The 18072-nt window shown below is 64.5% G+C and carries 19 protein-coding genes and 1 tRNA gene; 5 read left to right on the forward strand and 15 right to left on the reverse strand.

From position 1 onward, the window contains the following. Positions 1-168: 168 nt before the first annotated feature. The 3 genes from C5L14_RS07300 to C5L14_RS07310 form a co-directional block, all read right to left on the reverse strand. Entirely contained in the window at positions 169-384 is a 216-nt protein-coding gene (locus C5L14_RS07300; protein WP_105861397.1) for a hypothetical protein, read from the reverse strand. Between the two features lie 247 nt (positions 385-631). After that, complete coding sequence (locus C5L14_RS07305) at positions 632-1075, reverse strand: hypothetical protein (protein ID WP_105861398.1); 444 nt, start codon at positions 1073-1075, stop codon at positions 632-634. Beyond that, on the reverse strand, positions 1072-1371 hold the full coding sequence (locus C5L14_RS07310; RefSeq protein ID WP_105861399.1) for a transcriptional regulator: 300 nt from the start codon (positions 1369-1371) through the stop codon (positions 1072-1074). The genes C5L14_RS07305 and C5L14_RS07310 overlap by 4 nt, the downstream gene beginning before the upstream one ends. A 293-nt stretch (positions 1372-1664) precedes the next feature. Between C5L14_RS07310 and C5L14_RS07315 the strand changes: the two genes are divergently transcribed. The 4 genes from C5L14_RS07315 (at position 1665) to C5L14_RS07330 (ending at position 5182) form a co-directional block, all read left to right on the forward strand. Next, a complete protein-coding gene (locus C5L14_RS07315; RefSeq protein WP_105861400.1) occupies positions 1665-2777 on the forward strand; it encodes a mandelate racemase/muconate lactonizing enzyme family protein in 1113 nt (370 codons plus the stop codon). A 16-nt stretch (positions 2778-2793) separates the two neighbouring features. After that, positions 2794-3663: a substrate-binding domain-containing protein gene (locus tag C5L14_RS07320; protein WP_181161068.1), complete on the forward strand. Its 870-nt coding sequence runs from the start codon at positions 2794-2796 to the stop codon at positions 3661-3663. Positions 3664-3773: 110 nt separating this feature from the next. Further along, positions 3774-4739 (forward strand): GntR family transcriptional regulator, encoded by a 966-nt coding sequence (locus tag C5L14_RS07325; protein ID WP_181161069.1) that lies wholly within the window; start codon positions 3774-3776, stop codon positions 4737-4739. A 233-nt stretch (positions 4740-4972) separates the two neighbouring features. After that, on the forward strand, positions 4973-5182 hold the full coding sequence (locus C5L14_RS07330; protein ID WP_105861403.1) for a cold-shock protein: 210 nt from the start codon (positions 4973-4975) through the stop codon (positions 5180-5182). Between the two features lie 424 nt (positions 5183-5606). On the opposite strand, the gene C5L14_RS07335 is transcribed toward C5L14_RS07330, so the two are convergent. The 3 genes from C5L14_RS07335 to C5L14_RS07345 all read right to left on the reverse strand — a co-directional run bounded on the left by C5L14_RS07335 (position 5607) and on the right by C5L14_RS07345 (position 7288). Continuing rightward, positions 5607-5683, reverse strand: a tRNA-His gene (locus C5L14_RS07335). A 123-nt stretch (positions 5684-5806) separates the two neighbouring features. Then, complete coding sequence (locus C5L14_RS07340) at positions 5807-6256, reverse strand: phasin (RefSeq protein WP_105861404.1); 450 nt, start codon at positions 6254-6256, stop codon at positions 5807-5809. A gap of 651 nt (positions 6257-6907) precedes the next feature. After that, positions 6908-7288, reverse strand: coding sequence for a phasin (locus tag C5L14_RS07345; RefSeq protein WP_105861405.1), 381 nt, complete (start codon positions 7286-7288; stop codon positions 6908-6910). Positions 7289-7469: 181 nt separating this feature from the next. Here C5L14_RS07345 and C5L14_RS07350 point away from each other — a divergent pair, with 181 nt between their 5' ends. Further along, a complete protein-coding gene (locus C5L14_RS07350; protein WP_245443295.1) occupies positions 7470-10502 on the forward strand; it encodes a PAS domain-containing protein in 3033 nt (1010 codons plus the stop codon). A gap of 22 nt (positions 10503-10524) precedes the next feature. Here C5L14_RS07350 and C5L14_RS07355 read toward each other — a convergent pair whose 3' ends face one another. The 9 genes from C5L14_RS07355 to C5L14_RS07395 form a co-directional block, all read right to left on the reverse strand. Then, complete coding sequence (locus C5L14_RS07355; protein ID WP_105861406.1) at positions 10525-10836, reverse strand: type II toxin-antitoxin system RelE/ParE family toxin; 312 nt, start codon at positions 10834-10836, stop codon at positions 10525-10527. Beyond that, complete coding sequence (locus C5L14_RS07360) at positions 10836-11114, reverse strand: ribbon-helix-helix domain-containing protein (protein ID WP_105861407.1); 279 nt, start codon at positions 11112-11114, stop codon at positions 10836-10838. The genes C5L14_RS07355 and C5L14_RS07360 overlap by 1 nt, the downstream gene beginning before the upstream one ends. A 110-nt stretch (positions 11115-11224) precedes the next feature. Next, the gene (locus C5L14_RS07365; protein ID WP_105861408.1) at positions 11225-12466 is read right to left on the reverse strand and encodes a Zn-dependent hydrolase; all 1242 of its coding nucleotides are present in this window, start codon (positions 12464-12466) and stop codon (positions 11225-11227) included. After that, positions 12463-13305 carry a BtpA/SgcQ family protein gene (locus tag C5L14_RS07370; RefSeq protein WP_105861409.1) on the reverse strand — a complete coding sequence of 281 codons (843 nt, stop codon included), beginning with the start codon at positions 13303-13305 and terminating at the stop codon, positions 12463-12465. Before C5L14_RS07370 ends, C5L14_RS07365 begins: the two co-directional genes overlap by 4 nt. Continuing rightward, positions 13302-14303: a ribokinase gene (locus C5L14_RS07375; RefSeq protein WP_105861410.1), complete on the reverse strand. Its 1002-nt coding sequence runs from the start codon at positions 14301-14303 to the stop codon at positions 13302-13304. The genes C5L14_RS07370 and C5L14_RS07375 overlap by 4 nt, the downstream gene beginning before the upstream one ends. A gap of 3 nt (positions 14304-14306) precedes the next feature. Then, on the reverse strand, positions 14307-15077 hold the full coding sequence (locus C5L14_RS07380; protein WP_105861411.1) for a glutamine amidotransferase: 771 nt from the start codon (positions 15075-15077) through the stop codon (positions 14307-14309). Between the two features lie 28 nt (positions 15078-15105). Next, the gene (locus C5L14_RS07385; RefSeq protein ID WP_105861412.1) at positions 15106-16194 is read right to left on the reverse strand and encodes a phosphotriesterase family protein; all 1089 of its coding nucleotides are present in this window, start codon (positions 16192-16194) and stop codon (positions 15106-15108) included. Between the two features lie 16 nt (positions 16195-16210). Next, a complete protein-coding gene (locus C5L14_RS07390; RefSeq protein ID WP_105861413.1) occupies positions 16211-17218 on the reverse strand; it encodes an ABC transporter permease in 1008 nt (335 codons plus the stop codon). Further along, positions 17215-18030, reverse strand: a complete 816-nt coding sequence (locus C5L14_RS07395) for an ATP-binding cassette domain-containing protein (RefSeq protein WP_105861414.1) — start codon at positions 18028-18030, stop codon at positions 17215-17217. Before C5L14_RS07395 ends, C5L14_RS07390 begins: the two co-directional genes overlap by 4 nt. Positions 18031-18072 lie beyond the last annotated feature (42 nt).

Consider the following 18072-nt stretch of genomic DNA (forward strand, 5'->3'; position numbering starts at 1 on the left):
TATGTTAACGCGTTTTCCTGGCCGACGTGCCTGCCCGCTCTTCCGGAAAATGCTCATGAAAAAGAGGGCTTGGTCCAAGGCGGTTCGCTTGAGGGGTCTTCGAGCTTGCACGACCTTAAGCGAACCGAATGAGACCATGCCCCTTCAATATCGGCAGCGACGCCTTCGTCAGAAGCGATTGGGAACGCAGCGCCGGCCGGACGGGGTCGGATGCGTGCCGCGCGGGCAGATCGGGCGGCGATAGGCTGGGCCGGGCCGCTGGAAGCGGTCGGCGCGGCGGAACTCGCAGCGCCCGAAGCGGTTGCGCTCCATGCCCGGACCGCAGCGGAAGGCAATTTCGTTGACGACCAGCGAACCCTTCGTCATCGGCGCGGAGGCAGGCATGGCCTGCGCGGCTCCCGATGCTGCAGCAATAAATCCGAGAGCAGCAGCAATCTTTACAATTCTTAACATAGTATCGGTCTCCATTAGGGAATATTAATAGCCGCCCAGCCAATGTAACGTAAGGGAAAGTTACATCATCGGGTATATGGAGACGGGCGAAAGGTGTCAACGCATACCAATTGATCGGGCGTGACTGCGCACACGCGCCGGCATGCGTGGTAAATTTTTGGTTTTCGCCGGGGTGCGCCTATTTGTTCGGGCTGGCCATCTTTTTGAACACGCTGTCTATGGCGTTCATCAGCAGCATGTCGGGCTGGTGCTGACAGACGCCTTTCACCGCCAGGATGATGCCATTGCCGTCGGTACGGCTGCCGACCCAATGATTGTCGTTGCGGCTGTTGAGGCCGGTCCACCAGCCGAGAATCCAGCTATTGCCCTCGCCTTCGAGGCGCGTGGTGGAGAGCCAGTATTTGCACGGCATCGTGCCGACCCCGAGCGCCATATAGTCGTAAGCCTTGGCCGGCGTGCCGATGAAACCCGCCGCTGCCGCAAGGCAGAGCGCCCCGGCAAGGCCCGTTCGAAAGCCTTTTTGGGACGTTCTGCGAAGGCTCGCTCCCAAACAGATCTCGCCGGCTCGTGCCGGCGGCTCGGTCGGGTGAACTCTGCCGGGGGCCAGATCGAACTTCCTCACCCTTCATTCCCGTCGCTGACATGGTCGAACTGCGCGCCTCGCAGCAGGCGATGGCGTGCCAGCCGGACGCCGACGCCGCGGCCATGCTCCGAAATGAACTCCACCCCGCCGGTCTCCAGCGCCCGGCGGATGGCGGCGGCGTTTGCGCTGGTGATCTGCGGCACATCGTCAAAGGCATCGGCTCGCCGGATCGTCGCCACGCCGAGGCTGGAGGCATCCGCCAGCTTCTGGGCGGTCCAGCGCAGCAGGGCACGGCCGGCCCGGATCTGCGCACCGGTAATCGGGGTAGCATGCATGACGTCAGTCCCCTCTCTTATCGGATGATCGGATAGCGATCAGGACTATACGCCGCCGGCTGTTGGGACGAAACCGGTTGCTAGGCTCGCGCGCCAACAAATCCGCCGATTCCCACGGTACCGCTTCAGCGATGCGTCTATAATGCATATTCCATGCACTATGCTTGACTTTGCTGGAGCGGGCCGCTCTGATGGCTCGGGAAGAGAGCCGAAATATAGTCTCCTTCCCGGCGGTATTCGTATGGCCGGGTGGTGGAATATGCGAATGCCTCGGCGAAATGGAGGAAGCCCGTATGGCCAGGATCGAACGCGTCGAATTGTCGATGGTGGTGCTCGAACCCAAGGTGAAGCGGGTCGATGCCATCCAGTCCTTCGTGGCACAGGAGACGCCGATCGTTCGCGTCTTCGACAGCGATGGGGCGATCGGCATCGGCTATAGCTATACGATCGGCACAGGCGGGCATTCGGTCCTGGAGCTCCTGGCGCGCACCTTCGCGCCGGCCCTGATCGGACGCGAGGCCGCCATGGTGGAGCAGATCTGGCGCGATCTGCTCTTCCTCAGCCATGCCACCTCCGTGGGGGCCATCACTTCGCTCGCGCTCGCCGCAGTCGATACGGCGTTGTGGGACCTGCGCTGCCGCAAGGCCGGTCTGCCCCTCCATGTCATGGCCGGGGGCGCCCAGGACAAGGTCCGCCTCTACACCACCGAGGGCGGCTGGCTGCAGCTCGACCAGGCGGCCATCGTCGCCGATGCCCTCAAGGCCCAGGCGGATGGTTTCGGCGGCTGCAAGATCAAGGTCGGCCGGCCGGTGCGCGAAGACGTGGGCCGCCTTATCGCCGTGCGCGAAGCCGTCGGCGACGGTTTCGAGATCTTCACCGATGCCAACCAGGCTTTCGCGGTGGATGAGGCGATCCGGCGCGCCCATCATTATCGCGAGGCGGATATCGGCTGGTTCGAGGAGCCTCTGCCGGCCGACGATGTCGACGGCCATGTGCGCCTGGCGGCTTCCACCTCGATCCCGATCGCGGTGGGAGAGAGCATCTACAGCCCGTCGCATTTCCGCGACTATCTGCAGCGGCGCGCCTGTTCGGTCGTGCAGGTCGATGTGGCCCGCATCGGCGGCATCACGCCCTGGCTCAAGGTGGCGCATGTGGCGGAGAGCTTCAATGTCGCCGTCTGCCCGCATTTCCTGATGGAGTTGCATGTCGGCCTGTGCTGCGCCGTGCCGAATGCGCGCTGGGTGGAATATATTCCCCAGCTCGACGGCGTGACGGGCCGGACCATGCGCATCGAGGGCGGCTATGCCCTGCCATCGCAGGAGCCGGGCCTGGGGATCGACTGGGACGAACAGGCCCTTGCGGCCTTGCAGGCGGAGGGCTCGGCGAGGCGGATCACGGCTCGCTGATCGGGGGAGAACTGTCATGGCAAGGCGGCTGAAGCTTCAATTCGTCGCCGTGACCTGCGACGAGGATTTCTTCCGTCCGGTCCGCAAGGGCATGGCGGATGCCGCTGCGCTGATGGATGTCGAAGCGGTGTTCACGGGAACGAAGGGGGTGGACGCCGCAGAGATGGCCGCGCTCGCACGCCAGGGCATGGCCGATGGCGTCGACGGGCTGGCATTGGTTGCGTTTGACGCCACCGCCTTCGCGCCATTGGTGGCCGAAGCCCATGCCAGGGGCGTTCCGGTGGTGGCTTTCAACATCGATCAGGGCAAGGGCAGTGCCGGTACGCTCAGCGGTATCGCGCAGGATTTCGGCGCGGCCGGCCGGGCCCTCGGCCGGCGCGCGGCAGCGTCCATCGCGCCCGGCAGCCGCGTGCTGCTCACCCTTCACGATGCCGGCATCTCCGCGCTGGAGGAGCGCCGCGACGGCATCAAGGCTGCCCTGGAGGGACATGACATCGTGTGGATCGAGACGGTGACAGGCCATCAAGTCAAGGAGGCCGCCCGACGCATCCTGGCGATCCTGGCCGAAAAGCCCGGCATTTCGGCGATACTCGCCACGGGGCAGGCCGATACAGAGGGAGCCGGGTTGGCGGCGGAGCAGGCGGGCCGCATGCTCTATGCCGCCGGCTTCGATCTGTCGCCTGGCATATTGCGCCTTGTCGAAACAGGACACCTTGCCTTCACCATCGACCAGCAACCCTATGCCCAGGGCTTCTACCCGGTGATTCAGCTCGTGCTCAATCTGCGGTATGGCTTGATGCCGGCGAGTCTCGACGCTGGAGCGGCGATCGTAGATCGTGCCAATGCCCGCCGAATTCGGGCCCTGTCGGAAGCGGGTTATCGTTGAGATCGTGAGGCCAGGAAGAGTATTCTGAGCCGCGCCGCGGGTAAGATCAGGCAACGCTGCCTGCGGGCGAGGGGAGGGGCGGCATGGGCATCCCGGCGACAAGACGGCGATTGAACGAGATCGTCGCCGAAACGCTGGCCTCCCATATCCGCTCGGGAGCGTTGCCGGCCGGCTTCGTCATTCGGGAAAAGGCGGTCACCGATCTTTTCGGGGTTGGCCGCATGCCGGCCGTGGTCGCCCTGGCCCGTCTGGAGGCCGAACGTCTGGTCCATCGCCGGCCGGCGCTGCGAGGGGTAGTCGTGGGGCTCAGCCGAACGGTGCCGGCAAGGCCGGGCGACCTTGCCAGCCATATCGCCCTGCCGGAGGGGCTTGGGCGCGAACTCAGACAGCGCAATTGGCGCAGCCTGATCTATCCCGCTTTGGAGCGCCAGGTGGCGTCGTGCCTGCTGTTCGGGCGCTTCCAGATTCGTACCCCGGCCCTGGCCGAGTATTTCGGCGTCAGCCGGACTATCGCCCATGAGCTGCTGCTGAGGCTCGAGCGCGTCGGCCTGGTGCGCCAGGAAGTCAATGCGCGCTGGTATGCCGGCCCGCTGACGCCGGCTCGAATCGACGAGCTTTACGAAATGCGCATCCTGTTGGAGCCTGCGGCTCTGCGCCAGGCCGTCGGGCGGCTCGAACCCTCGATCATCGAGGAGAGGCTCGAGCGGGTGTCGCAGGCACACACGGCCGAGGCGCGGGCGGATGCTTCCCTGCTGCACCGGCTCGAAACCGATCTGCACCAGGATGTCGTGCTGCGCTGTGCCAATGAGGAGTTGCGCGCCACGCTTTACCGCTGCCAATTGCCGCTGATTTCCGTGCATCTGTCCTTCGGCAGCTATGGCGAGCGCACCGACATTCCTCACATGATCGGCATGCACAAAGCCGTACTCGAGCATCTTGCCGGGGGACGGGTGGAGGCGGCGGCGTCTGCCCTCGAAAGCCATTTGCGGCACTCGCGCGAGGACAATCCGGCGCGCCTTGCGGATCTGCCTGCACTCGCTCCGTCGCAGCTGGATCCCTATCTCGACCCGATTTGACCCTGAAACCGCTCAAATCGACCTAAAATCAATGTCAAATATGACGGGCGCGGCCACGCTTGCATTTCTGCGCCGATGCCAGCATAAAAGCCCATCGATCTCGGCCGGACGTTTTGGCTGTGTGGTCTCCTGACCACGCTTGCTGATGACCTTCCTACCAATTTCGACCCATGGAGCTTCGTGCCGCCGGTCGGTTGCAGGAAGTTCGATCGTGCCCATAGGAAAGGTTCGTCATGAGCACAGGTACTGTCAAGTGGTTCAACTCCCAGAAGGGTTATGGCTTCATTCAGCCGGATGATGGCTCGAAGGACGTCTTCGTTCACATCAGCGCGGTGGAGCGCGCCGGCCTGCGTGATCTGCAGGAAGGCCAGAAGGTCACCTATGAGCTGACCGAGGACCGCCGTTCCGGCAAGCTGGCGGCTGACCGCCTGCAGGCTTCCTAAGCCCTGCCCCCGCGTCCCAGGACGCGCCTGAATTCGAGTTAGGACGGGTTGATGCCCGTTCGACGCCTCCGGCAGCACCGGGGGCGTTTTTGTTTGCATGGATGCGGCTGGAATCGATTCGAGTCTGCGGCGGTCGGCTATTGGACGATCCAGGGATATCAAGCTTGGGTTTTTCGCCGACCCGCCGGCAGGAGCGCCTGGGGAAAGCTGACTGGCCGCCAAGGCGGCGCCAAGGCATTGGCAGGCGCGAGAGGGCAGGGGGGCGATGTCGTATTTCTTGCGCCACCCCCGATGTCGCCGCAATTTATAGGCTCAAGAGGCGAGAAGACACTCTCTGCGCGACTAATCCGGCAGTGCCTCGGCGAACGGGGTTTTTAGAGTGCAAAATGGATATCGGTACCATCGCGGCATCAAGGCTTTGCGATGGTACAGTTGGGTGGACTCGAACCACCGACCTTCGGAGCCACAATCCGACGCTCTAACCAACTGAGCTACAACTGCATCTGGGCATGCGTTTAGCGGGATCGTTTCGCTATTTCAAGTGTGCAGGCAGGGGATTTTTCATCCAACCAAAGAAAAAGGCCCGGACAAGTCCGGGCCTCGAAACGTCAGCGGACCTGAAAATCAGGCAACGCTCTTGAAGGTCTTCTCGACCTGAGCCTTGACCGGAGCGATCGTCTCGTTGGCGACCTTCTGGGCGAGCTCGCCGAATTCCTTGGCCTGGGCCGAGACGGCTTCAGCCTGCTTGCGCAGGAAGGCGGTGTTGAGCTCGATCACATCGGAGAAGGTCTTCACGCCGAACAGGGCGATGGCATGATCGAAGGAAGCGTTGGTGTTGGTGCGAGCGGACTCCAGGACCTTCAGGCCGAGGGTCGAAACGCCCTTGGAAGCAGTGCTGTAGGCGCCTTCGAAAGCGCTGGAGGCTTCCTCGGTAGCAACCTTGATCTTGGCATAGGTGTCCTTGGCCTGGGCGGCGCCCTTCTCAGCGAAGTCACGGACGGAAGCAGGAATTTCCAGTTTGGAGAGATTTTCGAAGGCCAGTTCAGTTTCAGTCTTGTTCTTGGCGGCAACCATAGAACGCTCCTTGGAAGTAAGGGTGAAATTGGACTTAACGAAACGTCTGGAGGAGCCTTCGGCACGACATGCTGCAACGAGGGGCAACCTCACCTGCCACAATCTATATCAAATGCCCTTGTGCGATGCAATAACTCTGTTGCAGTGCACAATCGTCAGATAAAAGCGCAAATTTTGGGCGATTCATGCCCAAAGTTATGCCTTTCGGTGAATTTTGGCGGCCAGCCGAAGCACAGGCAATTGACGCAATATCGACCGATATTGCGTTGCAATAGCCCCTTTTGTGGCAATTTCCGGCCGAATTGACGCTCTTTCGCTCCGAGGAGGAAGGGGGCGTTACGCAACGGAAAGTAAAAGCCGCCGTCCGTACGAAGAGACATGCGTCATTCGCAGGACAGGACTGTCTTTTTGCGATGACCGCAAGAATAGTTCAGTTATGTTGAATTATTGTCGTGTAAATCCTGAGCAATATTTTACCTCGCGCCGAGCGGATTTTCCACCGAAGGCCCGGCTCGGGGCCTTTTCGTGAGGTCTTGCAGTCATCTCGGCCACCCGGCAGGCTGGCAAGCCCGTTCCGTGGAGTCGAGGAGGCCGCAGCCTTGCCAGGCTGCCTGGCGGCAATCCGGGCAAGGCCGATTCGCCGAGGCCTGTCTATTTCTTCGGCTTGGTGACGTCAGTGGCCAGCTTGCTCGCCGTGGCGCCGATATCCTTGGCCTGCTCGCCGAAGGCCTGGAGCTGGGCCTTGATGAAATCGCTCTGCAATTGCAGCACTTGCTGGGGGTCCTTCGCCTTGACCAGGCTCGAGGCGAAATCCAGGGCGGCCGCAACGTTCTGCTCGGCATAGGTCAAGGCCTTGCGGCCGATATCCTTGCCGCCGGTTTGAATGGCATCGCTCGTGCCTTCGAGAGTACCGGCTGCCTTGTAGGCGGCGCCCATGAAACCATCGAATGCCTTCTTGGCCTGATCGACGCTCTTTTCCGCCAGGTCGCGCATCTCGGACGGAATTTCGAAGTTCGGCGGCTTGGTTGTCATTGGCGTCTCCTCCGTTGCCCCGTCCCCTGGCCGGTGACGGTGAGGTGACGATAGCGCAGGCTCGGCGTTTTAACCATGCCTGAGATCAGCGGGGGATGACGGGGGAGGGGCGATTTACCCTTTTGTTTTCCATCTGTATTCATACTTTGTTAGTCATTTCGGCAGGTTCTTGGAAAACGGCATGATCGAGGCGATGTTGCGGACGGCTTTGATGGCCGATCAGCGCCTGCAGGCGCTGATGGATGATCCGCGCCCGGCCTTTGTCTGGCATCTGGACGGGCGCGCGCTCGCCTGGGCCAACCGTGCCGGCGCCCAAAGCCTGGGGCTGCTGCCGGCCGACATCCTGCGTCAGCAGTCGAGCCCCGCTCTGGTCTCGCTCTCGCCCCAGATCGCGGCCATTGCCCGGAAACTGCCGAGACCGGGGGCCATGCGGCTCGACCGCCTTCGCCTGCCCGGCATGGGGGCCCTCGACACCCTGTCCTGCGCCTGCCGGTCTTTCGACGGTCCGGAGGGGTTTCTCGGGCTGCTGGTGCAATCGCTTGATCTTCCGCGCGGACGGCGCCAGCAGAGCTGGGCGCCGCCCTCGGTGACGGACACGCTGCCGCCCTTGCCGGGCACGGAGCCGGCCTCGACTGCTTCCGGTGAGCCGCCCGTCGCCAAGCGCTTCGAGCAGAGCGGCGCTTGGCGCTGGGTCGAGGCCGATGGCGAAAGGGCAGAGCCGGCCAGGCCCGATGCCCCACTGTCCTCGCCGCCGGAGCCCATGCAGAGACAGCCGTCCGAGCCGTCGCCGGCGGCCCGCACCAAGCCCTTGCGCTTCGTCTTTCAGACCGATGCCGAGGGACGTTTCGTCTCCGTTTCAGCCGAATTGGCGCAAGCCCTGGGCCCTCGGGCCGCCGATTGGACGGGCCGGCGCTTCGCCGACATCGCTGCGGCACATGGATTGCGCGACACCACGGCCATTACCACGGCCTTTGCCGGCCAGCGCACGTGGACGGGCCTGTCCTTCCTGTGGCCCGATTCAGTCACACGTCAGGAAACGCCAATCACCTTGAGCGCGTCGCCGCAATTCCGGGGCGAGGGGCAGTTTGCCGGTTTCCGCGGCTTTGGCATGGCCGGCTTGCCGCGGTCGCTGTCGACCCCGCCCGATGCCGAAGCACCATCGCCCAAGCCTGCGATCGTCTGGCAGGACGCCGATCCGGCGGAGGAAGAGGAACCGGCAGCGGCACCTGCTCCGGAATCGCCGGCGCTCCGTGCACCCGCCGGGAAGGCCGGCAGCAATGTCGTGCGCTTGCCGAGCAAGCCTTCTCAGGAACGGCAGGTTTCCGAGCGGCCTGTATCAGAAAAACCCGCCTCGGAGCGGTCGCCCCTCGAACGGCACAGCCTGACGCCGACGGAACGGATCGCCTTCCACGAAATCGCGAAAGCGCTCGGAGCGCGTATCGAGGGCGAGCGCCGGGTGGAACCGGCAAAGCCGGAACCACGCCCTGCGCCTGCGCCGGATCATGGCGACCGGGAGAAAGCCGGAACCACGCCGGAACCGGAAGCCCGCGCCGAAAAGCCTGGTGCGGAGATATCTCCTTTAGAGCCGGATCCCAAGCCCGCCGAACCCGCCATCGCGCCGGTCTTGAGCGCCGACGAGATCCGCTGGCTGGAGGACGTCGCTGCGGAGCCGGAGGAGACCTCGGGCGAAGCGGCGCCTGCCGGCGAGCCGGAGCCTGTGGCACGGCCGATCAAGCTCGGGCGTCTCGACAAGGTACCGGTCGCCCTAATCGACCGGCTGCCGATCGGCATCTTCATCGCCCGTGGCGAGGATCTGCAATTCGCCAACCGCACCATGCTCGAACTGCTCGGCTATCCCGATGTCGAGGCGATCCGCCAGGCCGGCGGTCTCGACCATGTCTTTGCCGGCAGCGGGCCTGTCGCAACCGGCGATGATGCCAATCCCGGTGTGCTCCTGAAGACGGCCTCGGGCGAAACCATTGCCGTCGATGGCCGCGTGCAGACCACCCATTGGGACGGGGAAAGCGCTCTGCTCATCTCCGTTCGCCGCCCGCTCGGCGAGGTCAGTGCCGACAAGCTCCGGGCCGCCGAGCGTCGGGCCGACGAACTTCAGGCCGTGCTCGACACGGCCACCGACGGTGTGGTGATTCTCGATCGCCAGGGCCGCATCGTCAGCGTCAACCGCAGCGCCGAGGCGCTGTTCGGCTATGAGCAGCGCGAGATCATCGGCAAGGACCTCCTGCTGCTGTTCGCGCCGGAAAGCCACAGGGCCGCCTTCGACTATCTCGACAGCCTGCGCTCTAACGGCGTGGCCAGCCTGCTCAACGATGGCCGCGAAGTGATCGGGCGCGTGCGCCAGGGCGGTTCCGTGCCGTTGTTCATGACCATCGGGCGCCTCGGCGGCGAAAGAAATGGCGAGGAGGCCAAGCGCTTCTGCGCCGTGCTGCGCGACGTCACCAGTTTCAAGAAGGCGGAGAGCGAGCTGACGGCGGCCAAGCGTCAGGCCGAGGAAGCCTCTTCGCAGAAATCCGACTTCCTCGCCAAGATTTCGCATGAGGTGCGTACGCCGCTCAACGCCATCATCGGCTTTGCCGAGGTGATGATGGAGGAGCGCTTCGGCCCGATGGGCAATGAGCGCTATCGCTCCTATGCCCGCGATATCCACACCTCCGGCGAGCATGTGATCAGTCTGGTCAACGACCTGCTCGATCTATCCAAGATCGAGGCCGGCAAGCTGGATCTCAGCTTCTCCAGCGTCAATCTCAACGAAGTCGTCCAGCAGTCCGTCAGCCTGATGCAGCCCCAGGCCAGCCGTGATCGCATCATCATCCGCATGGCGCTGGCCGGAAACCTGCCCAATGTGGTGGCCGATGGCCGCAGCATGCGCCAGATCGTGCTGAACCTGTTGTCGAACTCGATCAAGTTCACCCAGGCGGGCGGGCAGGCGATCATCTCGACCACTTTGTCGGAGCGTGGCGAGGCCGTGCTGCGCGTGCGGGATACAGGCGTCGGCATGACCGAGCGCGAACTCGCCATCGCCATGGAGCCCTTCCGCCAGGTCGCCTCGACCACTTTGGGCGGCACCGGCCTCGGCCTGCCCCTGACCAAGGCGCTGGTGGAGGCCAACCGGGCCGCCTTCACCATCCAGTCTACCAAGAATTCGGGCACGCTGGTGGAAGTGACCTTCCCATCGACGCGGGTTTTGGCGGAATAAAGCGGGATGTATTCATCGGAATTCAGAACAAGGCTGCAAGATCGCGCCGCCCGTCCACGATGCGTATGATTTCGACCTCGCTTACCGGTCCCGCTTCATCGTCGGGCCTGACCCGGTAAAGAATGAGATAGGGTGGATGCACAAGAATGCGTGCGAATTTACCGACTTCGGGACGAGCGGCGCCTAGTCGGGGATTGTCGCGTAGTAAGCGTATTGCGTCCCTCAACCGGTCGTAGATTCGGTCTGCGGCAGTCGGATTGTCGATGCCGATCGTCACATAGATATCGAGCAGATCTTCTTCCGATTGCGGCGTCCAGATCAGGGACGCCGGCATCAGAGCGCCGCCTTGATTGCCGCGAGCCGGCGGCGGCCTTCCTCTCTGAGTTTTTCGAGATCGGTCTTGCGGCTGGGGCCGCTGGCAATGCCCTCTTCCCAGGCCTGGCGCAGCCGGTTGATCTCCTCCAAACGAGCCTCACGCTTGAATTCCCAATCCCGTAGTGCCTCACGTACGATCTCAGAGGTCGACGCGTATTCACCTGCTTCGACCGCATTTCTGAGACTGGAAATCTGTTTGGTTGTCAGGGCGACGCTTACTTTCTCAACCGAGGCCATGAAGGGTCCTCCCATTACCGCGCAATCTTGCTACTTCTTCCTACCATGGCGCGGCGGCAGGCTCAAACTGTCCAGGGCAAGCCGCCGATGTCGTACCTCTATAGCTTCCCCTATGTGGTCGTAGCGGCAATCGTCGCCTCCAACAGCAGGCGGGCGCCGTCCCTTATGCTGGCGGGCTCGACATATTCGGCCTCGTTGTGGCTGATGCCGTTCCGGCAGGGAACGAAGATCATCGCCGTCGGCGCCACGCGGGCGAGGAACAGCGCGTCGTGAAAGGCGCCGGACACCATTCTCTTGCAGGGCAGGGACAGGCGGCGGGCCGCGGCTTCTATCGTATCGATCATCTCAGGCGCAAAGACACCGGGCGCCATGTCGAAGGCGGTGGCGATCTCGACCGAGCAGCCCTGCTTCGCGCCCTCGGCACGGCAGATCGCCTGCACGTCGCCCACGATGGCATCGAGCCTGCCAGCGGAGGGATGGCGGATGTCGAGGCTGAAGGTCACGGCCTTGGGAATTGCGTTGACCGATCCCGGGATGGTGGCGATCCGCCCGACCGTCAGCCTTGCATCGGCATCGGAGGGCATCACGCTCGCCTGGAGTTGATGCATCATGCCGACGGCCGCCACCATCGGATCGCGGCGATAGGGCAGGGGTGTGGTGCCGGCATGGCCGGCCTCCCCGGTGACGGTGACCTTGAGCCAGCGGGTGCCCTGGACCCCCGTCACCACGCCGATGGCGAGGCCCTCTTTTTCGAGGGATGGCCCCTGCTCGATATGAAGTTCGATATAGCCGGAGAGGGGCATGCCGAGCGGGCGCATCGCTGCTTCGGGCAGGGCTGCGAGCGTGGCGGCCAATTCGTCCGCGAAGGAGGCGCCGTCGCTGCCGGCCAGAGATTGCCATTGGGCCGGATCCGCCGCGCCGGCAAAGGCCATCGATCCCATCACGCCGGGCGCGAAGCGGCTGCCTTCCTCATTGGTCCAGGCCACCACCTCGATGGGGCTCGGCGTCTGCGCGCCTGCGTCCTCCAGCGCCTCGAGGACCTCGAAGGCCGAGAGCGTGCCCAGCGCCCCGTCAAAGCGCCCCCCCGTCGGCTGGCTGTCGAGATGACTGCCGATCAACAGAGGCGGTAGGCGGTCGTCACGGCCGCTGCGGCGGATGAAGAGATTGGCCATCGCGTCCTGGAAGACCCCAAAGCGCCGAGCCTTGGCCAGTTCGGCCAGCAGGCGCCGCGCTTCCCGGTCTTCCGGGCTGAGCGCCTGGCGGTTGACGCCGCCCGCCGGCGTGGCGCCGATGTCGGCAAAGGTTTCCAGACGCTGCTGCAGCCGTTCGGCCTTGATTGCCGGCGACGTCATCTCGCCAGCCCGGCGATGAAGGCGGTCACGCGGGCGGGATCGACCGGGTTCCACCACACGCCGTCATGCTTGAGCGCGCTGGCGATGATCACGCCATCGACGATGCCGAGGATGTCGTTGGCATTGTCGGGCGTAACGCCGCTGCCGACCAGGGTCGGCAGGCCGGCCGCCTCCTTGATCATGCGGATATAACTCAGATCCGCGGCATGGCCGGTGCGCTGACCGGTGGCGATGATGGCATCGGCATCGAAGAAGACGAGGTCCTTGACCAGTTCCTCCACCGGCCGGTCGGCGACGATGGCATGGGCGCCGTGCTTTACATGGGCGTCGGCGAAGATGCGGATGCCATGAGCGCGCAATTTGGCCCGGAAGCGCATGGCGCGGGCGGCTTCGCCCTCGACGAAGCCTTCATTGGCGACATAGGCATTGGCCCATTGGTTGACCCGGATGAAGCCGGCGCCGGCGGCGCTGGCAATGGAAAGCGCAGGAATGGCGGCATTGGCGAGCACGTTGATGCCAATGGGTCGGCCGAGCGCGCGCCGGATGCGGTCGGAGACCACCGACATATAGGCCGAGGTTTCCGGGCCGATGTCATCGGGCTTGGCGAAGGGGATGTCGCCGTGGTTCTCGACGATCACGCCGTCGCAGCCGCCATGCAGATAGGCCTTCGCATCGTCGAGGCCGCGCTGGTAGATGGCCTCGACAGCCTCGCCCTGATAGCGCGGAGAACCGGGGAGCGGGGCAAGATGCACCACGCCGATGACGACCTTGGATCTGCCATAGAGGCTCGTCAGCGCGTCGCCGGCAGCCTGGCCGATGGGTTTGGGAGAAGGTGTCATGGCTTTTCCGTTTCCAATGTCCTGATGAGGTTCCCGATTTCTGCCGTGCTGGGGCAGGAATCCGAGGTGCCGTTGCGGCTGACGGCGATGGCAGCCGCGGCAATGGCAAGGCTGGCGGCGTCGGCCGGCGTCATGCCGAGATCGATGCCGCCGGCGAAGACGCCGCAGAAGACATCGCCCGCTCCGCTGGTGTCGACGGCGATGACCGACGGGGCAGGCAGGCGGCGGGTGCTTCCCGTCTCGTCTTCGGCAATGAGGCAGCCACGGGAGCCGAGGGTGACGAGAACCACGCCTGCTCCCTGCCGGAGGAGTTCCGCGGCAGCCTGCGCGGGATCGCCGCTGCGGGTCAGCGTGCGGGCTTCCCCCTCATTGACGATGACGATATCGGCCAAGGGCAGGGGCAATGTGGGAGTGTCGACCTTCGGGTCGACGTCACTGTAGTCGCGCGACGATATGTCGATCTGAAGATCGACACTCCGATTCCGTGCCTTCCCCGCATCTGCGGGCAGCGGGCTGGGGTTGAGAATCGTACGGGCACCGCGATGCCGGGCCAGTTCCAGGCAGGCCGCGGTGGCCCGGGTCGAAAGATTGCCCTGCATCACCACGATGTCGCCGGACGTGATCCTGGCTGCAATATCCGTTTCCGCGAGCGGATCGAAGGCTTCCGCGCACAGGCTCCCGGTGACGATGATGTTCTCGCCGCCGGCTTCGACCAGCACCGCCGAGCGATCGGTGGGCGGGGGCTTGGCCGTGAGGCGGCAGGTCAGGTTTTCAGCCGCGAGACGATCGGCGATCCAGCCTCCCGCCGCGTCGTCGCCCACGGCGGTCCACAGCGTCACGTCCGCGCCCGTGCGGGAGGCGGCGATGGCCTGGTTGGCGCCCTTGCCGCCGACGCCGTCGGCGTGACCGGAGGCATTGAGCGTCTCGCCGGGAACCGGGAAACGCTCCAGCCGGAAGGTCGTGTCGACACAGACATTGCCGACGACATGCACGGCCATGGCTCAGCCCTTCGTGGTCGCCCAGACCAGCATCTGCTCGAACAGTTTCTTGTAGCCGTCCCAGGCGATGAAGCCCGGCGGCAGCCAATGCGGGCCGACATCGGAGGTCCAGGCCACGGTGCGGCCCCTGCCATAGGTGCCGGTCACCAGCAGCGGCTGGGAGCCATAGTCGGACGAGACGGTGGCGAGTACTTCGGCGTCCGGCTTGAGCATCACCTCGTTATAGCCGAGCAGGACGGGCCATTCCGTGCCCAGGCCCTGCAGGATCGGATGGCCGGCCGGGCCGATGACGACGGGAGCGTAGCCCTCGGGCACTTCCACGCGGTCGTCGAAGGCGAGGCATTCGACCGGCAGCACCTCCTCGACCGGGGTCTTGCGGTAGCGCGCGCCGCCATTGATGCCCTGGAAGCTGAAATAGCCGCCGAACATCAGGAGGCCGCCGCCGTTCTGCACATAGTCGCGCAGGAGGCGCAGGCGGTTCGGCGTGGGCTTGGAGTGGATCCAGGTATCGGGATGGAGCAGCAGCGTGTTGGCGCCGATATCGGACAGGACCACGGCGTCATAGGCCGAAAGCGCCTCGATATCCTGCGGAAAATGGCGCTGCGCCTCATGCGCGGGCATGAAGGTGATGTCGAAGGCGCTGTCCTTCAGGGCGGCGAGAAGCTCGTCGGCGCCGGTGTGGTAGGTCGCGGTCGGGAACTGGTCGAAGCCCTTGATATGGGTCGAGGTCGAGACCCAGGATTCGCCGGCGAGCAGGATCTTCTTCTTGGACATGGTCACTCCTTGAAACGGATGGGTGCGCTCACGCCGCGGCGGAGAACACGGATCTGGGATTGTCGACGAGCATGCGGTCGATGGCGGCCTGCTCCACGCCATGGCGCAGGAGGCGCGGCACGAAATGCTTCAGGATGAAGCCGTAGCCGAAGCCGCCATAGCGGGTGAGCATGATCTTCAGGAAGACGTCCTGCGACAGCAGAAGACGGTCGGTGAACCCCATGTCGACCAGAGCGCGGATCGCGGTGGCATTCTGCTCGTCGGAGGGGGACTGGGCGTCCTGGTCGGCAAAATAATAGTCCATGCCGATCATGTCGTATTCGAGGAAGGCGCCGCGCTCGGCCAGGGCCCGCTGATAGGGCAGGTCGGCATGGCTCGGATTCATGTGGCAGAGCACGGTGTGGCGGAGATCGGCCCCTTCGGCCTCGACGATGTCGAGCACGCGATGACCGAGACGCTCCCAGCCGGGCAGATGGATGGAAAGCGGCAGGCCGGTGATCCCGGCCGCGCGCGCCGAAGCGCGCAGGGACTTCTCTTCCTCGGCCGTGAAATCCTTGCTGACGCCGACTTCGCCGATTATCCCGGCCATGATCGGCGGCTGCTCCTCCCCGCCGCCGACATCGTCGACGATGAACTGCGTCACCTCTTCGACATCCATCGCCTTGAGCCAGTCGGGATGGGTCGGCTCCAGATAGAAGCCGGTGCCCATGATGATCTTCATGCCTGAGGCGCGGGAGATGCGCGCCAGCTTCTCGGGCGCCCGGCCGATGCCGATATTGGTGGCCTCGATCACCGTATGGCCGCCGAGCGCCTGGAAACGCTTGAGCTCGGACAGAGCGAGGTCGCTGTCATCGAGCGAGACATTGTCGCGGTTCATATAGGGGTTCATCCGCAATTCGCCGATGATCTCGATATTCACCGCCTGCTCGGCGATCGCCTTCTCGTCCGGGTGGCACGGGCATTTCCAGGTGCGGGCGCCGTCGAGCAGGATGTGCTCGTGCATCAGGGTGATGCCGAGGTCGTCCACCGGCACGGGGCCGAGCACGGTCATGGCGGTGCCGGATCGGATGCCGATCGGCTTGCGCTCGGCGGGACGGGGCTGGAACAGGTGATCCATGCTCAGTGGCTCCAGTTCAGTGGCTTCTCATGGCGCCCTTGAACAGGCGGAAATTGAGCCAGATGGCGATCAGGATGATCGAGCCGGTGACGATGGGCGTCAGGAAGGGCGACATATGCGCCAGCACCAGGCCGTTGGCGATCACCGCCACCGTCAGGGCGCCCAGCACCGTGCCGATCACGGTTCCGCGCCCGCCGAACAGGCTGGTGCCGCCCAGCACCACGGCCGCGATGACATCGAGCTCGAAACCCTGGCCCGCATTGGAGGAGCCGGAACCGAGACGCGCGGCCAGGATGACGCCGGCGGCGGATGCCGCCATGCTGGAGAGGATATAGACGCACAGCACCACCAAGCGGGTGTTGACGCCCGCCCGCCTCACGGCCTCGGCATTGGCCCCCACACCGGTGACATAGCGTCCGAACGGCGTCCGGTTGAAGACGAGGAAGGCGATCACCAGCACCACGAGGGCGATCAGGGCCGGTACCGGCACGCCGAGGAACCAGGCGCGGCCGATCGCCGTGAAAGGACTCTGCGCCTCGACCGGGATCGAATAGCCGGCGGTGATCAGAAGGGCGAGGCCGCGGATCACCGACAGGCCCGCGAGGGTTACGATGAAGGCGGGGATGCGCTCATAGGCGATGAAGAAGCCCTGTATGGCGCCGATCACCCCGCCCATTGCCAGCATCAGCACGATGACGAAGGGCCAGGGAATGCCGGCCTGGAGCGAGGCCGCCGACAAGGTCGCCGCGAGCGCCAGCACCGAGCCGACCGAAAGATCGATGCCGCCGGTGGTGATCACGAAGGTCATCGCGGCCGCCACGATTAGCAATGGCGCCGACTGGCGCACGATGTTGAGGAGGTTGGGGGCCGTGAGGAAAGCGCTGGTCCAGATCGAGAAGACCAGGCAGACGAAAATGAAGAACAGGGCGATCGAGATGATGCTGCCATTCGCCATCGCCTTGTCACGCCAGCGGGCCTTATGCACACGGGGGCGATGGGCAGGAGTGGTGGATGAGGCCGTCATGCGCGGGCTCCATTGTCCTGGTGAGAGCCGTTCGTTTGGACACCGGCGGAGCGGGCGCTGAATTTGCGGCCGACGATGAGGTTGACCACCTCCTCGATATTGGTGTCCTCGATCCGCCGCTCGGCGACGTTGCGGCCCTCATACATCACCTGGATGCGGTCGCAGACGAGGAAGAGATCCTGCAGGCGGTGGGTGATCAGGATCACGCTGACGCCGCGGGCACTGACGGTGCGGATCAGGTCGAGCACCGCCTCGACTTCGGCAACGGCGAGGGCCGCCGTGGGCTCGTCCATGATCAGCACGGAAGGGTTGAAGGAAGCGGCGCGGCCGATGGCGATCGACTGGCGCTGGCCGCCGGAGAGATTCTCGACCTTCAGCCGGGTGTCGGCGATGACGATGCCGAGCTTGTCGAGCATGTCGCGAGCCTCGCCATGCATGCGGCGCTGGTCGAGGAAGGGGACGCCGAGGATGCGGTGCCGGGGCTCGCGGCCGAGGAAGAGGTTGCCGGCGACGTCGACGCTGTCGCACAGCGACAGGTCCTGATAGACCATCTCCACCCGCGCGGCGCGGGCATCGGCGGGCGAAGAGAAGGACTGTACCTTGCCGTCGATCTCGATCGTGCCGGAGTCGGGGATCACAGCGCCCGAGAGCACCTTGCTCAAGGTCGACTTGCCGGCGCCGTTGTCGCCGACCAGCCCGAGCACCTCGCCGGGCCTGAGCATCAGCGATACGTCATCCAGTGTCTGGATCGTGTTGTATCGCTTGGAGATACCGGTCATCCTGACGCGGTAGGGTTCGCCACTGTCCATCATGGTTCCGCCTGGCAATAAAAGGTCTGTCCCGAATTGTGCGGG

Source organism: Labrys okinawensis (assembly GCF_002982075.1).
Taxonomy (GTDB): domain Bacteria; phylum Pseudomonadota; class Alphaproteobacteria; order Rhizobiales; family Labraceae; genus Labrys; species Labrys okinawensis_A.